Below are 20,441 nucleotides of genomic sequence, written 5' to 3'. Positions count from 1 at the left end.
ACGCTCATGGTAGCGATAGCCGTGCGGCCTTTCCAGTACCAAATATCACGCCACAAAGCGAGATTGGCACGGCTAAACAATATGACGAAATTCCAGACCGGTACGCATCACAAAATTGTCGTATAGGCGTTGCTTATGAGAGCCGTCCGGCACCAGTAAATGCGCCAACCTGACCAATCCGTCATTACCCAACTCCGTACGCAAGGGCTCCAGTGCCTGCATCCCAGACTGCGAGTACAATTCTCCCCAACTATTGCTGTATATCACCCTGACCGTATCCACTTCGGGCTTTAACCGGCGACTTTCAAAATTCAGCACCACCAGACAGCTGATTACTTTAGCCGGTGACAACAATGCCTGACGAGGCAATTCGGAGACCCGCAGCGGAGGAAATAGCGCTTCAGCCTTACTAACCAGCTTATACAAATCCTCTTCTGTAACCGGTTCGGTATGGTAGTCCAGTTGAATGCGGGTCTGACTATCCATAATTCTGTTCCAAACCGCCCAGACGACCAGATCAATAGGATTATCGCTGGACTTGAGGTGTTCATTACGAAGTGTGCTGGCCTTAGCCGAAATCTGATCCCCGGCATACATAGACCAATTGCGCTTAAGCATAGTATCGGGATCGGCTTTGATGCTCACAGTACGACAATACAGCTCGTCGTCGAACACGCTGCGTAGATATTCGACTTTATCCGTTTTCTTGGAGTAGAAAGTATCCAGTTTTCGCCCGATAACCGTCATATCTTCCTGACTAACGGTTTGTTTTTGTCCGGCAATACGGCTGGACATACGACGATAACAGTTGATTAAAAAGGCATGCACCTGGCGACTAAGCAGGGACTTCTCACTAAAATTCCAACTGGCAATATTATCAATCTTACGCAGCTTATCTGCACTCCACCCCCACTCCCAAACATATCGACTAATCATCTCGCGCTTAAAACTATGGTGTTTATCGCCGGTTTCCTGGCTGAGCGTACAACCGCACTTTAAATACAGACTTAACTGTAAAAGTTGCACAACCTGCTGGTTATCCTGCTGCTGGTAATGGGCAATGAGTTCGTCAAACATCAGCGCATAAGGATCAACATATTCCTGATGTGCCAAAGGGTTAGCACCGGTATGTACGTACTTTTTAAGTAAGTTACACAATGGCTGCTTGTGCTGAATGTTCTCCAAAAACACTTCTAGCTTGGCCATCTTCAGCACCGACTTAAACGGCGAATCCATGCCTTTGACTATCTGCCAGATAGCAGCACCGAACAACTCTCGAGAGTCCATCTCCTGTAAATTGCCAAAGTCCATAAAGAGTTTGGGATCAGGTGGTTCGCCAGGCTTTAGACTGTTCATCAACTCCTGATACTGCTTGTCATTAACCTTATCGGGCATCAACCACCAAAAAGGTAGCTTACCGGCCACCACCAAGTTGGTGGTATAAAACTCAGCTTTTAAGAACACCGCTTGTGCCGAGCCAGAGCTTTCGCCATCCGCCTCTCCGAAGTCGTTGCGTCTTATTTTGTCGATATCCGATAAAAAGAAATGCACTTCCATGTCATGCTGAGCAGCCCATTGTTCAACAAGTTGCAGTTTTTGTTGCAACAGCTTACGCGCGTTAGGTTTTACCACTTGTGGATCAATACACACCCAGTAATCAAAGTCCGAGTCATCCGACTGCGCAATAGTGCCAACGCTGCCCATCAATACTAAGGAGTCAATCAGTCGCTGTTTTGGCCAAAGCTGGCGAAAATCATCAAATAACGATAGCTGCTGTGGGAACACGCTCTTAAGTGAATTGACCACGGACTCACGCAGGGAATAGTTAGTCAGACCAAAAGCAACATCATCATCGGCAACAAAACCAGGCAAAGCAGGATGATTAACATGCAAAAGAAAGGGCAACACATGGAATATCGGACGCTTGTTTTCGGGCAATAATGCCAGAGCGCGCTCATGTCGGGCTTTGTTGTAGCGTAGAACCCGTAACAGCCGAATGGCTAAGTTTTGTTGTATATTCATCGAAACAGTGAAACAGCTTATGACTCAGAGGCAAAAGACTTTCGGCTACGGCTGACTTCACGAAAGGCTGCAAGTACACCACTCAGACTAGCAGGGTTTTACCCTGCAGCCTACTGAATAATACGCCAGGCAGGATTTTTAGCTCCGGATAAAGGCCTGATGGCAGATTGTCCCCTTCTTTCAAAATCCGCTGACCTATGATCAGCGGATTAAACTGGTTTGCGTCGCTACCAAAGTCACAACAATGCGACCTTACGCCGCGTCCGACTCAGGTATCCCAGCCTCGGCTTGTCGGGCACTTTTATTGCACAGCACACCAAGTAATAGCAGGCCAAGTAACCAAAGCGGCAAGGACCCACCGCCAGAGGTCTCCGGGGCCGGCTCTACAAGGTCAACCACTACCGGTGCCGGGCTTACAGTAACTCTCACTTCACCCAGTGCCTCGCCACCAAAGCCATCGGCTATCTGGTAGCTAATGGTTGCCACACCACTAAAGCCTGCCGTTGGTGTGTAACGCAGTGTGTTATCGCTTAGCAGTTCAACCACGCCGTTGTTGGCTGAGGCCGCCGTGATGCTCAGGCTGTCACCATCAGCATCGCTGTCATTGGCCAGTACATCGATAATAATCGCCTGCGTATCCAGTGTTTCTGCGCTGTCGGCCACGGCCAGTGGTAACGCATTCTGGCTTAGCACCGCAATCACACCAGGGTCTTCTATCACGCCATTGGCGCTACCATCGGCGTCATTCGGGCCACCATCTTCCAGCAGCAGCTGTACGCAGTGATAACCTTCAACTAAGCCCGGCTCGAAGCTGGCGTCTTCCACTTGCGGACACTCACCTGCAGCGTTTAATGGCGCTGAGCTGATGTTGTTACGGCTATCTTCCACGAAGCTAAACCAGCCCTGCTCTGGGGTGTATTTGCGGTACACCGCATCTGCGGGTAATTCCGTGCCTGTCGGTACCGGGATAACCACGCCAACCGATTGACCCGGTTGAATTTGCCCGCTTAGCGTAAAGTCCAGCACCGCTGTCACCTGGCTATAGCGCGTATCGCTGCTATCCGCTGCACTGCTATCATCAGCAACAGCCTCTGCCAGCTCGCTCATTGTGATACCCGCACCGCTTTTGATCATCGCGCTGGCCATGCTGCCCAATGTCAGCTGTACGCCGGTAGTGGTTTGCATCGGCGCGCTGCTGTTATTGACCGGTAAACGGCTGCTATCGACATCGTTATCCAGATAATCGGCTATACCATCACCGTCGCTGTCGCCATAGCCATCTAAGCTATCAACAATGCCATCGCCATCGCTATCGGCTGTGGTGCTTAACGCCGGCAAAGCGTCGACTTTAAAACGGATACGCTGTTTAGTACTGAACTGCTCAGCGGTATTGCTTTCTGTAACGGTCACTTCCACCGCATAGCGACCAGCGCTTAGCTCAGCCGGGTTAAAGCCCATGCTCAGGCTATCAGCAGCGACAATGCCGCTAAAGGCCTGGCCTACAATCTGCCAGCTCACCTGATGTGTATCGTTCATATTCACATCACTGATACTCAGCACTATCTGCGCCTCACCCGATAATGGGTCCAGCAAGCGGGTTGCCATACCTTGCTGTTGCACTTGCGCGCTAAAGGTCGGCGCCATGTTCTGCTCGGTCAGTACCAGCGTTGTGGTGTTGTTATCTGCAACAAAGGCATGGCTTACGCTATCCACCTGCACCTGCAGTGCCGTAGTTACCGACAAGCCCGCCGGAATACTGATGGCCAGCTCACCATTGGTGCCAGCAGCAATATCTGCGCTCAGGCTCGCTGCTAATTGCCCATCGGCCAGCAGTGAGTATGCCACCATCACCGGATACACCGGCGCCTCACCCGTTAGCAGCACCGGCAAGGCATAGCTGCTACCCGCTTCTACCGTCATGCGTTTGACCAGTTTCAGCTGCGGCAGAATATGCACGCTAAGTGTTGTGCTAGCGCTATTGCCAGAGCTGTCGGTCGCAACCAGTTCAAGCTCGTGCGCGCCGCTTGTCAGTTCGCTACTGCCCGTAAGCTCTGCTGCTACCTCACCATCCACCAGATCAAGCGCGCTGTAAGCAATTAGGTCACTGATATCGGTTAGGCGGCCTATTGCGTTAACCTCTAAGGTATCTAACGCATCAAACTCCGGTGCGGTGGTATCCACGATATTCACCAACTGCTCAGCCGTGGCCGTGTTACCCGCTGCATCGGTCGCTGTCCAGGTAATAATATGCTCACCCAGTGCCAGCTCGGGCGCGATATCTGAGCTTAACGATGCTACAACGCCGCTGTTATCACTAACCTGTGGCAGCGGCAGCGTGACAGAGGTCATCTCGCCTTGCGCTTCAAAGCTCAGCGCTGCCAGCTCAGCAAACTCCGGCTTCTGTGTATCACCTGCATTCGGATCCAGCGGCGATGCATCATCTTTATCCTCAATACCGTCGTTGTCATCATCAGGATCAGCGTTATTACCTATGCCATCACCGTCGGTATCCAGCCATTCTGTAATATCGAGCGGGAAAGCATCGTTGGAATCCAGTACACCATCGCCGTCATCATCGGTATCAGCATTGTTACCAATACCGTCGTTGTCGGTATCCAGCGTTTCGGTTGGATCTAATGGCAGCGCATCGGCTGCATCCGGCACATTGTCGTTATCATCATCGGTATCCGCATTATTGCCAATGCCATCTAAATCCGTGTCCAGCCACTCGCTAGCATCCAGAGGGAAGGCATCGTCCGTGTCGGCGACGTTATCGCCGTCATCATCTAAATCGGCGTTATTGCCCACACCATCCAGGTCGGTATCTAACTGCTCGTTTGGATCATTGGGGAAGGCATCACTGTTATCGCCCGTGCCATCGTTGTCGCTATCAGTGGTTTCCGTCGCATCGTTCGGGAAGGCATCTGCGCTATCCACCACACCGTCACCGTCGAAGTCGCCAGCAAACACATATTCGATAGCGCCGATATCCATTTGGGGATAAATCGGCCCGCCCAACTCTTCCGGGTTATCTGGGTTGTATTCCCCCATGACACGCAGATTACCCAGCAAGTCGACGGCGTCTGGCGGCAGTTCCCCGGCCTCAGCCGCATCAATATTGGCACTGCCCGGTACCGGCCGGTAATCGCCATTATCTGGATCAGCCAGCACCACATAGCCAGAAGATATAACGCCACATTCGCTGTCCTCTACCCAACTGCTAGCGCGCTGCTCCCAGGTCGTTACGTTACATACGGTAGAACCATTAGCACCTTTTAACAGCAAGCTGTTAAGCAATTGCGCTTTACCGGTGTCAACCACAGAAATAGCGCCACCTTCACTGTTGTAAACAGTGCTGGAAAACAAGGAAACATCGCCATCCGTAACATGCAGCGCAGCACTTATCCCGCTAACATTAGCGATCAAGCTGTTCTCTACAAACAGATCTACACTTTTACCTGCGATTGCCGGTGCTGACATATTCTCAATCAGCACGTGCTCCAAGATCAGGTACGGACTTGAGTGCACATGTACTGCACTGGCAAAAACCTTGTCCGCTTCAAATTGATCTTCATCGATATAGTCGGCAGCCCCATTACGCAGTGTCAGCCCAGCTAAATGTGGAAATTGCGTACTGGCAAGACCATTGGTCATGGCAACATAGAACACCTCATGTTGGCCTTGCGCGTCCAGAATAACTTGCTGATTGCCGTTAATTTTAACGCCTTTTTTAATGACTAACGGGCTTTGCAGCGTAATCGTCATCGCCTGGCTAAAATCAATCACGTTTAAATCGGAATAAATCTCACCAGCACAGAGATCATTCAGGGCCTGACGTAAGGTACCAGGGCCACTGTCAGCATTGCTGGTAACGGTTATCTGGTTTGATAAACATGCGCTGTAGGGGTCATCGTCCACCCGACGGAAAACGGATTGACCATTGTGGGTAACTTCAACAAAATCAACAACACCATCGCCATCGATATCATCATCAACGGTGTCGTCTAAACCGTCGTTATCAAAATCCGGAAAGTTACCATAGCTGGTTGGGAAAGGATCTTCAGCATCATTGGTACCATCGCCGTCGGTGTCGTACTTCAAGGGGTCAGTTAAGCCAGCCAACTCTACTTCATCGCTCAGGCCGTCGTTATCATCGTCCAAATCGGCGTTGTTACCAATACCATCGCGATCGGTATCCTGCCATTCGTTCCGATCAAACGGGAAAGCGTCATACCAATCAAAGATGCCATCGTTGTCGTCATCACTGTCCCAGTGATCGGCAATACCATCTGCGTCATTATCGCCTTGCACAACAATCCCGGCCGAACACACTTCAGGGCCGGTTATACCCGCAAGCGAACGGGGAATAACACAAAAACGCACTTGCCAGCCCAGTGAGCCGCGTGCAACATAAGTCTGCTCTGTTGCGCCGCTGATATCCTGCCAAACGCCGTTAGTTAGCTTCTGCCATTGATGCGGGCTGCGAGACTCGACATCATAATTGCCACTACCTGGCGCAATGTAACTATAGTCACCCACTAAATCGACGCCGCTTGGGGCAATGGTGCGAACCCCGATGTCTGTAGCGTATGGAATATTGCCCACTTTGATCCAGTCACCACAACGCTCTGAATTGTCATAATTCATGCACAGAGTGACATAATTATTGCCATCAGCCGCCGTGGCCTGATAACCCAATTCGCCAGACGCAATTTGTTCCGCATCACTGCGGGTTCCGGTCGCCGAACGCAGCCAATAAAAATCCTGAACGTTAATTCCTATCGGAATATTGGCAAACAAGTAGTCTCCAACCCGCAAACTTTTCCCGACTTTGTCAACTCTGGGCCTTATCCAGCTACCATTGACATGACCTTCGCCGTAGTAATACGCATTGGAATGCACTGCCACGCTATACACTTTAAATTCACTACTTTTCCATTCACCTGTTTGAAAGGTCGGAATACCTTCGCAGGTAGAACACCAACTTTCGGAAGCGCTGGCTGCGGTGCGGATAAAGGCAAACTGCCAGGGCTCTGCAGCCGTTTCAATTAACTGCCGACTGGCGGCCTTAATGTTGTCAAGGTTAATAAACTTGCTGGTGTTGGGCACTTTGAATTTTAAATAGTCTAACGTGTCGCTGGCTTCCCAACTCTTCGGGGTTAGCCGTTCATAGTAGGTGCCACGGTCATTGCGCCCGGTGTCGGTGGAAATAAATAGCTCCTGAGCACGAGTGGCGCTCGGATGTGAACCGATATATTTGTCATCGTCGAAATCATAACGAACGGTACTGGCATCCCACAGGATGTTGCTGTTCTGAACTATGGTTTCGCCCGGTGTGTAGTCGACACAGGCGGTATTCATACTGTCAAACACACAGGTGTTGTAATGGTAGGTGGCAAACCAGTGCCAATAGCTGTTACTGCCAAAAACCACGTGGTCCCAACCTCTGGCAGCGACAAAATTCGGGTACATTCTGGCCAGGGTACCCACAATCGCTTTGCCATCGCCATCAGTAACAGGTGCTGCTAATTCGGCTTCAGCCGTGCCTTCCCAGCTGCCTTCAATTTCAGAGTACAGCGTGCGCTGCATTTGCAGCGGCTCAAAATCACTGTTCATGTAGGGCATACGCGGCGTATCAAAGGTGCCGCGGCTCATAGCATCAACCGGCAAAGATAAGTAAGTACAGAAGTTCTGCACATCATCATCTTCAGCGCAGGCGGCTTTACTCAGCAGCGGCGTCGCAGCCGCACTGTGCGGATAATACTGAAAGTTTGTTTGTGGCACGGTTAAATAACTGCCACCGCGAATATTAGTATTGGTATCCCTGACGGTTTTAAATTTATTGGCAATATTGCTGATATTGCCAAGCACCATAAAACCAATGCGGCCAGCATAAACAGTGCTGCTAGTAGTGGCTTCCACGCCATTTTGCTGCATTAAACGCAGGCCAATGCTGTCAAAGTCGCCGACACCACTGGTAACCGTCGCGCCCTGATACACTTCCATATCGATAAGCTGACGAAAACCCAGGCTGTTTTTAAACAGCATGGGGCGTTGCAGTTGCGCCACCGTTACCGCATCGGTAAAGCTGGCACCCAGCTCAATAGTTTTACCAGTAAAACCGGTATGCTTTACTTCAGCACTGGAAATCAGCAGCATGCGGCCATCGGCCAGGCGGTGCCAGCCCTCTTCGGCCACCAGATAGTGCACTTTGGCGCCGGTTAAATCGGCACCGAAACCATCGGCCTGGCGCACATCAAATAAAAACTGGTTACCGTGGGTAATAGGTGCTGTTGGCACTATGCTGACACCGTCTTTCAGATTAGGGTCTTCCAGACTTACAAACACCACAGGGCGAGCATAAATACGGTTAGTCCAAAGGTCAGCAATCTCGTTATTAGCCCCAATGGTTAAAGTGCCGGATTCAGCCGGTATGCCCATCAATGCCGGTGCACCGTTAAACTGAATGGCAACCGCATTAATGGCAACAGGGTTTGAACCATCGTTGAGAGCAAATGCCCATTCACCGTTGCCTTGGGTAACAAAACCCGGCTTAGACGGATTTATCGCCTGCACAAATACCAGATTGTCGGCGTCATTAACTACACCGATATCTTTGGCTACACCCCAAAAATCGACTGATTGCTTTGTCAGGCTGGCTGCAAACAGGCTATGTGAAGTACACAAGCCAACAACCAAAGCCCAGGCTAACAAACGCATCATGCTGAATTTCCTTGCATAGTTTGATCTACCCTGCAGTAAAACAGGCAAATGTGCAGCAAATATGCAGATGTCGCGTTTTATTAAAAAAGTTTGATTTTACAAAATGTTACGCCGGTTCAAATTTATAACCGGCACCATAAATGGAGCGGATAAGCTCAGCCTCAAGACGAAATTTTGCCAGTTTACTTCTGACATTACGGATATGGCTGTCGACCGTGCGCTCGCTGACATCACGGTAGTCCTGATAAACCAGGTCCATAATCTGTCCACGGGAATAAATGCGGTTGGGGTGGCTGTATAAGAGGTAGAACAGCTTAAATTCTATGGCGGTAAGTTCGACATGCAGCCCCTGATAACTCAGTGTAAAAGCTTGCGGGTCAACTTTTAGCGCCTCCTCATGTGCCGCATCACGGTTTAACCGTCGCAGTTGCACTTTCACCCGCGCCACCAGCTCTTTTACCGAATACGGCTTACATACATAATCATCTGCGCCAATTTCCAGGCCTATTAAACGGTCAACTTCCTCCACCTTAGCGGTGGTCATAATAATGGGTAGATCCGAGAACTGCCGGATCTCACGGCAGACATCCAACCCATGCCGGGTTGGCAAGTCTAAATCCAACAGCACAACGGCCGGGTGGTGTTGCCGAACCCAGTCAGCAACCCCCACCCCATCGGCAAAATGCTGGGTCGCCAATCCGGCCGCGTGCAGATATTGCATCAGGATACCGGCTATCCCCAAATCGTCTTCAACCACAAGGATACAGTCTTTCATGGTGTCACTCTTCGCATTCCAACCGCATGTCCACTAACGGCAGAACAATGTTTATCAGCAATCCTCCCTGCACGCTCAGGCCGGCAGAGATCTCTCCCTGATGCGCCTCGACAATAGACCGGCAGATCCACAAACCCAGGCCAGAACCCGTCTGACTCTGACCACGGGTGGACTGTGCCCGGTACAGTCGTTCAAACAGCCGGTTTAGTTCCACTTCACTGACAGCCGGTGCACTGTCGGCGATGTTCAGCACGGCGTTGGCCCCCACCACCGTCAAACTGACTTCTACCCTGCCTGAGTCATAGGTGTAACGGTAGCTGTTTTTCAGCAAGTTGGTCAGCACTTGGTTGATACGTCCTTCATCAGCCAGAACCCAGGCTTTGCCATCAGAGTTGTCCTGAAAATACAGCTGCAGTTGCTTTTGCTGCATTAGCGTGGCAAAAGAGTCCACCGCAGTCTGCGTTAATACAGCCACGTCCAGCGCCTGACGGTTTAATCTCAGCGCCCCACCTTCCGCTAGTGATAGCTGGTAAATATCGCCGACCATATTGTTCAGGGTGGTGATACGTTGCTGCAAGGTGTCATAGGATTTTTCATCAGACTGTAACACCCCGTCTTGCATGGCTTCCAGTTGCATTTTTACCATCGCCAAGGGCGTACGCAGATCATGAGTCACTTCCGCCAGCATCTTGTTCTTTTGTTCCATCAGCTCGGTCATCATCTGCGCTTTTTGCAGCGCCTCGCGCTTTTCATAGCGTTCACGTTGCTGGTGCTGAGCAATTGCCAACCGCCAGCGAAACACCCCATAAAACACCAGACTGCCTAACAGCAGCGCCAGCAGCTGGAACCACAAGGTTTGATAGTACTTGGGTTCAACCCTGACGCTCACGCGCACGGCATCGGTCTGCCACTGCCCGTCGCTGTCAGAGGCTTGCACCTCCAGTTGATACTGCCCCGGCGACAGCGCAGTATAAGTTGCCTGACGAATGTCCGCCGGTGAGCTGTGCCAGTCGTCGTCGTAGCCACGCAACAGATAACGATATTGCAGGTCGGGTTGTGCATAGTTAAGCGCGGCGAAACGTAGCGAAAATTGCTGGTCGGTATTAGCCACGCGGATGGTCGGCGCTCGGTAATCGAGCATCAGGCTGTTATTACCAACGGTGGCGTCCGTAATTACCAGTGAGCCTGGGCTCTGTCGGTGTTTCTGAATATGTTGGGCAAAGCGCACCAGGCCACCATTGTAAAAATGCAGAATATGGCCACTGTCCAGCAACAAACTGGCACGGCTGCGCCCCTTCGCCAGCGCCCCTTGCGACTCATCGAACTTGGCCAACAGGTCGCCGGCTTCGTTAACCAGATAGCGGGTGCCAATCCAATAGTCGCCGTTTTGCAGTTGAATAATATGCTCTTCGGTATCCAACTGACGGGTCACTTCGGCGGCAAAAGGGGCAAACTCTTTGATCTCGGTGCTGTCATCAATCAGTCTGTCGATACCGGCACGAGTCACCAGCATAATCTGCTGTTGCTGGTTCTGATATATCTGCACAATACTATCGTGACTGAGGGTGCCCTTTGTACCTTGTTGTGATGAATAAAACCGAACACTATGCGTATCTGGCGTGATCACTCCAAAGCCACTGTTCGAGCCAATCCACAAACGATCACGGGCATCCACCAGCAAGGTACGTACATAGTTGATATAGGGGCTGCCGTCGAGGTTCTGCACTTGACTGAACGCCAAGGTAGCGGGGTTCAGTTTTACCAGCCCACGATCAGAGCCAATCCATAAGTCGCCACTGTGGCTTTGGGCAAGGTGGCGAACAAAAACACCTTCGTTTTTAGGCAGTGGCAAACGCAATTCCTGTACGCTTTGCTGTTGCTCGTCGACCCGAAAAATGTTGCCGTTGCCCCCTCCCAACCAATAGATTCCGTCTGCATCCCGCAAACCACTAACCACTTCCCGGCCGCGCAATGCCGGATAAGGTAAAAACGGCCGGACCGCACCACTGGACAGATCGACCCGCACCATCGCCTGCTGACTGAACAGGACAATATCAGACGTATCAAGGCGGATAACCTGGTGCAGCACGCTGGCGAAAGTACTTTCCAACTGAGGGGAAAACTTATCGAAGTATTGATACTGGCTGGTTAAGGGGTTGTAAAACTGCAAACCGACGTTGTTAACCCCCATAAATAGCATGCCTGAGGACAAGGTCAGCAACGGATACACATTATCGCCCTGTAAGCCATAGGGATCGGACAAATTGCCCTTCAGTACCTTCAGCAATTGGCCGGAATCCGCATCGCGCATTTCCACCCCTTCATAACCGGCCACCCAAATATGACGCTGCCCACTGATAGGATCCTGGGTTTCCGCCAGGGTGGTGTTTAACGTATTTTCCCGTCCCGGTGCGTCGCTAAGCCGGGTTACCCCAAAGTCAGCCGGATCAACAATGTAGATCCCCTGCTTCTGAGTGGCCAGCCATAGTCTGCCATCACTGGCACGGAAGATTTTGCGGGTAACCACAGTATTTAATAAAGACTGTGGCTCGTGAGGTTGAAAAAGTGAAAAGTCATTAGTGGCAAGATTAAAGGTTGCCAGGCCTTTGGCCGTCGACAGCCATAGCCTTTGGTTGGCATCAAACTCCATGTCCAGCAGATAATTAAAATAGCGGTCAGCGGGGTTGTCTGCAGAAAAATAGTGCTTAAATTCATTACGTTGTGGGTCAAAGCTGTCTAGACCAAAACTGTGCGCAATCCACAATTCGCCCTTATCACCCTGCTCAATAGCATTGACCTGATTGCCCCCCAGCGAATTATTGTTGTCGCTTTGGTGCAAATACTGGCGAATATCCCCGCTGACAAGATCAAGCCGGTACAGACCGCTGGACATGGTGCCGATCCAAAGCGTATCTCCCTGTGTCAGCAAGGACCGTACGTAAATATTGCCGATCTCATTGCCATGGCGATCACCCATGATCTTCTTGTATTCATAGCCATCGAAACGGAACAGGCCTCTGGCGGTACCCAGCCAGACAAAACCGCGTTCATCCTGCGCCAGTTTGAGAATTTCTTTATTGGCCAATCTGTTGTTGGCATGCACAGAAAACAGCGGCACAGTAAACAGGTTGGCAGCAGGCTCGGCGGCCTGACTGGTCCAGGTCGGGTGCAAGTACATCACGACGAACATCAGAAGCCAGGTCAATCGTCTCACAGAGATTTTCAGATAGGTTTGCAACTATGCAAGTGTGCCGTATTCGCAATGGAGTTTAAAGAGACACGGGCTGCTGAAAAGCAACATTTGCTAGGTAGCAAGCCGCACTGAACGGAAATAAAAGGAGGCAGTTCAAAAGCCGCCCCTTGAGTTACTCGCCAAAAGCGCCGGCTACACCGGGAAATACCACCGGGCTTTCCAGGCCATTTTGCCCCACGCTGGCCACGCCGAAGAAATAATTGTCAATCACCACATTCTCCAGGGTAAAGCTGTTGACCTTGCCCACATAACGGCTGAACTGCCACTGCGGCTGGTCGGTATAACGCCAGTAAATCTTATAGCCTTGAATAAGGTTCTGCTCAGCCTTGGAGGCCGGCGCCCAACTTAGGGTAGTCGAAGGCTGCACCGCCCCTTTTATTTCTACCTTAGCCGGCGGACTGGGTGCCCAGGCCATACTGGCTAAGCTTACCGCATTTAGAGCCGTTAGCTTGGCAGCATAAGGAAAATTCACGCCATCCAGGGTATCGCCATACACAGTGCCGTTTTCGCTGCGTAAATCCTGATGCTGACGGTCGTAATGCTCGTTGGTTTCCATTATGCGTATGGCAGGAAAACCGGCGTCATTAAAAGGGCGATGATGGCCACCGCGGCCAAATCGGTCCAGACGATAGACCATCATGGTATCCAGATTGGGAATATAGGTATCGGCAATCTTGTCGATATACCGGGCCAGATTACGAGAGGGTGAATCCACTTCACCACCGGTAAAACGGCGTTTGTTCGCCTCTTGCGGGGTTTCCACTACCCGGGTGCCTTCAGAAAACAAACGGGCACTGGTGTTGTTTATTACCCCATTAATACCGGCAATGTTGCCTATCATATCGTTGTTGAGCACGGCCTTAACCCGCCAGCCGTCTTTAAGCGCCTGTTCGGCCATAATCTTACCGCCAAACAGCCCCTGCTCTTCCCCCGCCAGTGCTGCATAAACAACAGAGCCATGGAATTGGTATTGACTGAGCACGCGGGCTGCTTCGAGCACCCCGGCTAGGCCAGAAGCATTGTCATTGGCCCCCGGTGCGTCCGATACAGCATCCATGACATCGGAAACTCGCGAGTCGATATCGCCGGACATCACCACATAACGGCTTGGGTCAGTCTGACCTTTTTGTACGGCGATGACACTCACCACTTCAACTGGCTCAGGAATCCGCTTTTCGCCCTGAATGGTTTTGGACTGAAAATACACCTCAAGACAGCCCCCACACTGGGCAGAAATCTTTTCAAATTCAGCCTTAATCCAGCGCCTGGCGGCGCCGATGCCTCGACTGTCTGACTGAGTGTCAGATAAGGTATGGCGGGTACCAAAACTCACCAACTTGCGAACATCCTGTTCAATACGGGCGGCCGATACCTGGCCGGCAATGTCATACAGCGCCTGCTCATCACCGAGCTTGTCGGCGGCCAGAGCTGGCATGCCGAGCAGGCATGCCAGGGTCACTATGGATTTTTGCATGTTCACCTCGTTGTTGCGTGTTGTTGTTTTATTTTAAGTCACAGGTGTTGCCAACTTACCAATAGGCGACTCCAGTGACCCTGCAGGTTCAGTAAACCAACGCGGGCCGTTTTCGGTCATATAAATACAGTCTTCCAGACGCACACCGAACTCACCCGGCAGATAAATGCCCGGTTCGTTAGAAAAACACATACCGGGTTTTAGCAGCGCGGTTTCGCCACGAACAAAATTGACCGGCTCATGGCCCTGCATGCCGATTCCATGCCCGGTGCGGTGCGACAAGCCAGGCAGTTTATAGTCAGGCCCCAGGCCCTGCTTGGCGTAATAGGCCCTTACCGCATCGTCCACCGTACCCGCAGCTTTACCAAGCTGAGCAGCAGCAAATGCCACATTCTGCCCTTCACGCACGGTATTCCAGATCTTACGCACTTTGGCCGATGGCTCACCAAACACAAAGGTACGACTGATATCCGATTGATACCCTTCAACCGCACAACCGCAATCCATCAGCACCACCGAACCTTCTTTCAGGACATGCTGCTGTTTAGTGCCATGGGGATAAGCGCTGGCCTGATCAAACAAGGCCATATTCCAAATACCACTACCGCCCAATTTAGCCTGCGCACCTTGCATTAGCGCCTTAACATCATGTTGCGTCATGCCCAGTTGCAGGTTTTTCCACACATGGGCGTACGCGGTCAGGGTGATTTCATTGGCCTTGTGCATCAATGCCAGCTCATGAGGCGTTTTGTACATGCGACAACCACGGGTAACCGGGTCGGCACTGGTATGGGTAAAATTGCCAAGCTGGCTCATTACACCATCCAATACAAAGTAGCGCACCGACTCTTCAAAGCCGATTTGGCCTTTGCTAATACCTCTGTCTTTAAGCACCTGCGCCACTAACGCAAAGGGACTTTCATGCTCCTGCCAGACTCTGACATCATCACCGACTTCCAAGGACTCGCGAATGCTGGGTTCTTCAAAGAATGGGCAAATAACTGCAATGTCGCCGTCAGCTGGGATCACCACGGCTGTGAGTCGCTCACTGCGCCACCATTGAATACCGGTGAAGTAATCCATGGCCGGACCTGGCTCCAATACCATAGCGGCCATATGATTGGCTCGCATTAAGCTTCTGGCTTTATCTATGCGAACCAAACGCTCTTGGGCGCTGATAGGCTGCACGCCTTTGGTAAGATCGGTTAGGGCGCTATCCCTACCAGCAGAGACATTCGCTAAGGCTAAAGAGGCAAAAGGTAAGCTACCCAGTACACCGGCACTGAGCTGTAAGAAATGTCGTTTAGAGAGTTGCACGCATTGACCTGTTTTTATTGTTCCACAACCAAACTCCTATCCTAAATCCATTTTTGTTAAATAACACGGCCACTTATCCTCAACACCCTGTTGATGGTCTTTAAGTGATGGAATGAATATGGGCAGAAAAGCAGATCAGAGCTGAGTCAGTTAAAAAAGGGCGCTATAGCGCCCCTTGGAATCTGGGTTATCAAACAAAGGCCTGAGGCTTGCCCCTATTCATGGCGCAGGGCTTTGATAGGGTTGGCTTTGGCAACCTTGGCGGCATTTCCCCCCACCGTCAGCCACGCAATACAGACTGACACCAGGGTAGCCATCAGGCAAATTGGCAATAACCACCAGGTGTCGATACGATTCACAAAAGCCTGCAACCAATTGAACATCAACCAAATAGACAACGGCCAGGCTACCAGATTGGCAAGCATAATCGGCCGTGAAAATTGCCAAATAAGTAACAACATGATCTGCTTAACGCTGGCCCCCATTACCTTACGTATACCTATTTCACGGGTTTTACGCTCGGCCGTAAAGGCGGCCAATCCGTATAGGCCCAGGCAGGCCACCAACACAGCTAACAGCGAAAATACGCTAAACAACTGCATCTGCACATTTTCACTTTGATACTGTGCAGCCAACATGTCAGACAGATACTGCATATCAATAGGCTGCATCGGTACCGCCTGCTTCCACACTCGCTCAATCTCGGCGGTCACTTGGCTTGCCTGTCCCTGGTTATAGGTAATAGTTGCCACGTTGAAGCGCTGTGGGTTTAACATATATAAGCTGGGACGGATGGCGAATTTAACCGAACGAAAATAGATATCAGGAATGACGCCCACTACCGTCAGATGATTCAGGCCGTCACCACTTGCACTGATCTGCAGGGTCCTGCCTATGGCTTCCTGTGGGCTATTGAAGCCCAGTCTACGCAATGCGCCTTCGTTAAGAATGGCGGCAGCCTGAGAAATCTGATTTTGCTCGGCTGGTGTTAGGGTGTCAGAGCCATAAGCCTTATCAAACAAACGGCCAGCCAGAGGCTGAACCTGATAAGCTTGAAAAAAGTCATAGTCCATATTGTGATAATTGAGCAGCTCTTCAACAGGTTTGTCTCCCTGATTACTGCCCAGCAAGGTCACAAAGTTGTTGTTTTCGTTATCCTGAGTCGGGGCCTCAGAGGAATACACTACAGATTGCACGCCGGGTATGGCCTGCCACTGTTGTTTAAGACTTTCCAGGTTATCTCGGGCGGCACGGATACCCACAACCAGTTTACGCTCCGTGCTATAGCCCAAATCCAGGTTATTGGCATGTTGAGTTTGCAGGTACACCACCGCAGTACATACAAGCAGCGTTACCGACACAGCAAATTGAAACACCACCAGCACATGGCGTAATTTCACCGATGCGCTACTCTCGTTACTTTTGCTGGCTTTGAGGATCTGTCCTGGCAAATAGCCAGACAACACCAGCGCCGGATAACTGCCAGCAATTAGCCCCACCAGCAAACCCAATCCGAGTAAAGTAAACAGGAGGCTTGGTTCGCTGAAGAGGCGAAATTCGAATACCTTGCCAAGCAATTGGTTGTACCAGGGCAATACCAATTCTACCGCGACCAGCGCGAACAGCAGTGAAATCATCACAAGGCCAATAGCTTCCAGTAAAAACTGTACAGCTACCTGCGCCCTACTGGCTCCCAACACTTTGCGCATGGCAACTTCTTTAGCTCGCTGTCCAGCCCTGGCGGTGGCCAGATTCATAAAATTAATACAGGCGATGACCAGAATGAGCACGGCGACCAAGCTGAATGTGGCAACCAGATTACGGTTACCCATGGGGGTTAAGTCGCCCATATTACCTGCATCATTGTGGGCATCCAGATGCAGATCCGCCAGTTTCATCAGCTTGTGTTTCAGGGTGTCTGACACCTGAGTCCCAGCCTGCATCATGCCAGTATTTTGTTTGGCGAATTCCAGAAACGGACTTTCATTGTTCACCCACCAGGTTAATCGCTGCTGAGCCTGTTCAAGGGAAACGCCTGGGCGCAGTTTGAAGTAGGTATAGACGTTGACGCTGGTCCAGGTATCCAATACCCCAGGAAACTGACCAAACACCTCGGTGTCCATATACACCAACATATCCAGCGCCAAATGTGTGTTATCCGGCAGATCTTCGAGTACACCGCTTACGGTCAGCTCAACCGTCTGCCCCCGTAAACAACACAGGGTCAGGGTTTTACCAATAGCATCGGTACTACCGAAGTACTTCTGAGCCATTTCCCGACTAATGAGTAAATCATTAGGTTTATTAAAACTGCTTTGTGCACTGCCATTGGCAAAGGGTAAATTCAGCACATTGAAGAAGCTACTGTCAGCAAAAGCCACCTGCTCGGAAAAGGCTTCGCCATTTTGTTGGACAGTGGTATCCCAAACCACCAAACGCATGCCGTCTTCAATTTCCGCACTAAGGTAATCCCGCACGGCTGGCATCATCCGGCCAGCGCTGCGCACGGTCAGAAAGGGGGCCCGGCCAGGAGACTCATAGGCGGTGTGCAAACGCACTACCCGTTCATTGTCTGGTATCCATTGGTCGTAGCCGCTTTCCGACTTAACGTACAGCATGATCAGGATACAACTGGCCAGGCCTACGGCCAGCCCTATGATATTAATTGCCGAGAACGCCCTGTTTTTTAACAGATTGCGCCAAGCGGTCAGAAAGTAATTAGCAAACATTGGCTTCTCCTGTGCCTCAGGCCGCTTTGACGTCTTCGGTCACCACATGACCATCAAACAAGTTAATAGTGCGGCGCGCATAATCTGCATGTGCCGGGCTGTGGGTTACCATAACAATAGTGGTGCCTTCTTCATTTAAGCCCTGCAGCATGGCCATGACTTCCTGACCGTGGGCACTGTCCAAATTCCCGGTAGGTTCATCCGCCAGAATCATGGACTGTCCCCCCACCACCGCCCTGGCGACAGCGACCCGTTGTTGTTGGCCACCGGATAACTGGCTGGGTAAATGATTGGCGCGATGTGCAATCCCCACCTTATCCATCACCTCTGCGACTCTGCGGCGGCGATCAGACGCTGGCACATCATGGTAGAGCAGGGCCAGCTCAATATTGTCCCGAACACTAAGCTCATCAATCAGATTAAAATTCTGGAAAATAAAGCCTATATGGTGCTTACGTATGGCTGCCAACTGCGCTTCTTTATAGCCCGCCACATTCTCGCCGTTGAACCAGTATTCACCGCTGCTAGGGTTATCCAGCATGCCAATGATATTCAGTAAGGTAGACTTACCGCAGCCACTAGGCCCCATAATGGCGACAAACTCACCGGCGGCGATATCAATGTTGACCTTGTTCAGCGCCAGGGTTTCAACGTCATCGGATAGGTAATGACGGCTAAGATTATTTAGTTTCAACATGTTGATTCCTTAGTTATTAATATTCAGTTGCTGGATATCCTGGTATTGGCTGTAAGAACTGGTTACCACCCGCTCTCCTTCGTTCAGCCCGTCCAGCACTTCGATAACGTTGTTATTGCGTCGCCCCATACGTACGTCGCGTCGTTCGGCCTTGGCCCCATCAGCGCTCAGCACAAAAATCCAATTGCCCCCGGTATCCTGATAAAACGCGCCGTTGGGAATCAGCAGCGCCTGACTGGCATCCCCCAGAGTCAATTTCAGCTGCATGGTCTGCCCGCGGCGAATCGTCGCTGGCTGCTCACCGATAAAGGTTAAATCCACTTCAAACTGACCATTGCTGACCTGTGGATAGATTTTGCTGATCTGCAGCTGATAGCCATCCACCTGAGCGGTTTGGCCCATGGCAATCCGGCTAAGATAAAACTCGTCAATCTGGGCGGTCAGTTTGTAGTCGTCAGGGGTATCAATTTGCCCCAGGCGCTCACCGCGGCCAATGCTCTGCCCCACTTCCACATCAAAGCCAGAGAGTTTTCCGGCCACCGGCGCGCGCACATTCATGTTGGCCAGGTTTTGCCTTGACAGCTCAAGGTTGTGCTCCAAACGGGCACCCGATGCTTTCAAGAAGGCCAATTGCTCTTCCTGCATACTGGCGTCTGACTGCTGACTTTCCCTGGTTAGTAGCAAACGTTGTTCATACCAATGCAGGGTGTCCCTGGTGTCATCATGCTGGGACTGGCTAATGGCCTGGGTATTAAGCAGCTGCGCCTCTCGCTGCAGCTTGCGTTTCAGCAATCTGATTTGGTATTCAATATCGACAATATCGCGCTTATGTTGCAGACGGTTCTGTTCCAAACTCAGTTCGATGGAGCGAATGTTATTGAGCTGTTCGGCCACCCTGGCTTCGTTACCCAATACGCTTAACTGCAAGCTGGCATTAGACAATTCAACAATCAGTTGCCCGGCTTCCAACATCGCCCCATCTTCCACCAGTATGCGCTCAACCCGTCCGCCCTCGATCGCATCCAGATACAGGGTTTTGGCCGGCGTTACACGGGCACGAACCGGAATAAAGTCCTCAAAGGTGCCACGGGACACGGAAGAAACCAGAATACGTTCCCCATTTACACTCAGGGCTTTGCCCGAAAAGCCAGGGATTAGATAGGCCACAGCGGCAACCGCAATGATGGCCACACCAACCACCAGCCGACCTCTCCACGGATTGCGTGCTTTGTTGATCTTGCGATCCATGGCAGCCCCTGAGACCGAGTCAGCTCCAGATGCTTTGGCGGCATGTTGTATTGCACTGAGTTTTTGCATTTTCGTCTGCTTGTATTGACATTGTGATAGTGACTGGCTGGATATAAACAAATCCCGTTCCAACTCTGCAAACTGTTAATTTTCAACTAGTTAGAATAAACATATCGAATTCAAACACACAAAACTGTACGAAT

The 20,441-nt window shown here is 51.1% G+C and carries 9 protein-coding genes; all 9 read right to left on the bottom strand.

The genetic code is table 11. The features are described from left to right. Nucleotides 1–72: 72 nt before the first annotated feature. Nucleotides 73–2,022: a class I adenylate cyclase gene (locus KJY73_RS02770; protein WP_214340105.1), complete on the bottom strand. Its 1,950-nt coding sequence runs from the start codon at nt 2,020–2,022 to the stop codon at nt 73–75. A gap of 252 nt (nt 2,023–2,274) precedes the next feature. Further along, the gene (locus KJY73_RS02765) at nt 2,275–8,745 is read right to left on the bottom strand and encodes an Ig-like domain-containing protein (RefSeq protein WP_214340103.1); all 6,471 of its coding nucleotides are present in this window, start codon (nt 8,743–8,745) and stop codon (nt 2,275–2,277) included. A 106-nt stretch (nt 8,746–8,851) separates the two neighbouring features. After that, nucleotides 8,852–9,520 carry a response regulator gene (locus tag KJY73_RS02760; RefSeq protein ID WP_214340101.1) on the bottom strand — a complete coding sequence of 223 codons (669 nt, stop codon included), beginning with the start codon at nt 9,518–9,520 and terminating at the stop codon, nt 8,852–8,854. A 4-nt stretch (nt 9,521–9,524) separates the two neighbouring features. Continuing rightward, nucleotides 9,525–12,734, bottom strand: a complete 3,210-nt coding sequence (locus tag KJY73_RS02755) for an ATP-binding protein (RefSeq protein ID WP_214340099.1) — start codon at nt 12,732–12,734, stop codon at nt 9,525–9,527. 151 nt (nt 12,735–12,885) lie between these two features. Next, nucleotides 12,886–14,208, bottom strand: coding sequence for a M28 family metallopeptidase (locus KJY73_RS02750; protein WP_232848475.1), 1,323 nt, complete (start codon nt 14,206–14,208; stop codon nt 12,886–12,888). A 72-nt stretch (nt 14,209–14,280) separates the two neighbouring features. Then, nucleotides 14,281–15,564 carry a M24 family metallopeptidase gene (locus KJY73_RS02745; protein ID WP_214340095.1) on the bottom strand — a complete coding sequence of 428 codons (1,284 nt, stop codon included), beginning with the start codon at nt 15,562–15,564 and terminating at the stop codon, nt 14,281–14,283. A 215-nt stretch (nt 15,565–15,779) separates the two neighbouring features. Beyond that, a complete protein-coding gene (locus KJY73_RS02740) occupies nt 15,780–18,293 on the bottom strand; it encodes an ABC transporter permease (protein ID WP_214340093.1) in 2,514 nt (837 codons plus the stop codon). A 16-nt stretch (nt 18,294–18,309) separates the two neighbouring features. Continuing rightward, nucleotides 18,310–18,990 carry an ABC transporter ATP-binding protein gene (locus tag KJY73_RS02735; protein WP_214340091.1) on the bottom strand — a complete coding sequence of 227 codons (681 nt, stop codon included), beginning with the start codon at nt 18,988–18,990 and terminating at the stop codon, nt 18,310–18,312. A gap of 9 nt (nt 18,991–18,999) precedes the next feature. Continuing rightward, nucleotides 19,000–20,307 carry an efflux RND transporter periplasmic adaptor subunit gene (locus KJY73_RS02730; RefSeq protein ID WP_214340089.1) on the bottom strand — a complete coding sequence of 436 codons (1,308 nt, stop codon included), beginning with the start codon at nt 20,305–20,307 and terminating at the stop codon, nt 19,000–19,002. Nucleotides 20,308–20,441 lie beyond the last annotated feature (134 nt).

The organism is Bowmanella yangjiangensis, assembly GCF_018531185.1.
GTDB lineage: Bacteria > Pseudomonadota > Gammaproteobacteria > Enterobacterales > Alteromonadaceae > Bowmanella > Bowmanella yangjiangensis.
The sequence above is the reverse complement of the archived record's forward strand: the minus strand, read 5'-3'. Positions and strand labels throughout refer to the sequence as shown.

What these genes read in the sequence shown, in the direction of transcription:
- KJY73_RS02760 (WP_214340101.1), bottom strand. Translation starts at nt 9,520, where the DNA reads ATGAAAGACTGTATCCTTGTGGTTGAAGACGATTTGGGGATAGCCGGT.
- KJY73_RS02750 (WP_232848475.1), bottom strand. Translation starts at nt 14,208, where the DNA reads ATGCCAGCTCTGGCCGCCGACAAGCTCGGTGATGAGCAGGCGCTGTAT.
- KJY73_RS02740 (WP_214340093.1), bottom strand. Translation starts at nt 18,293, where the DNA reads ATGTTTGCTAATTACTTTCTGACCGCTTGGCGCAATCTGTTAAAAAAC.
- KJY73_RS02730 (WP_214340089.1), bottom strand. Translation starts at nt 20,307, where the DNA reads ATGCAAAAACTCAGTGCAATACAACATGCCGCCAAAGCATCTGGAGCT.
- KJY73_RS02735 (WP_214340091.1), bottom strand. Translation starts at nt 18,990, where the DNA reads ATGTTGAAACTAAATAATCTTAGCCGTCATTACCTATCCGATGACGTT.
- KJY73_RS02765 (WP_214340103.1), bottom strand. Translation starts at nt 8,745, where the DNA reads ATGATGCGTTTGTTAGCCTGGGCTTTGGTTGTTGGCTTGTGTACTTCA.
- KJY73_RS02770 (WP_214340105.1), bottom strand. Translation starts at nt 2,022, where the DNA reads ATGAATATACAACAAAACTTAGCCATTCGGCTGTTACGGGTTCTACGC.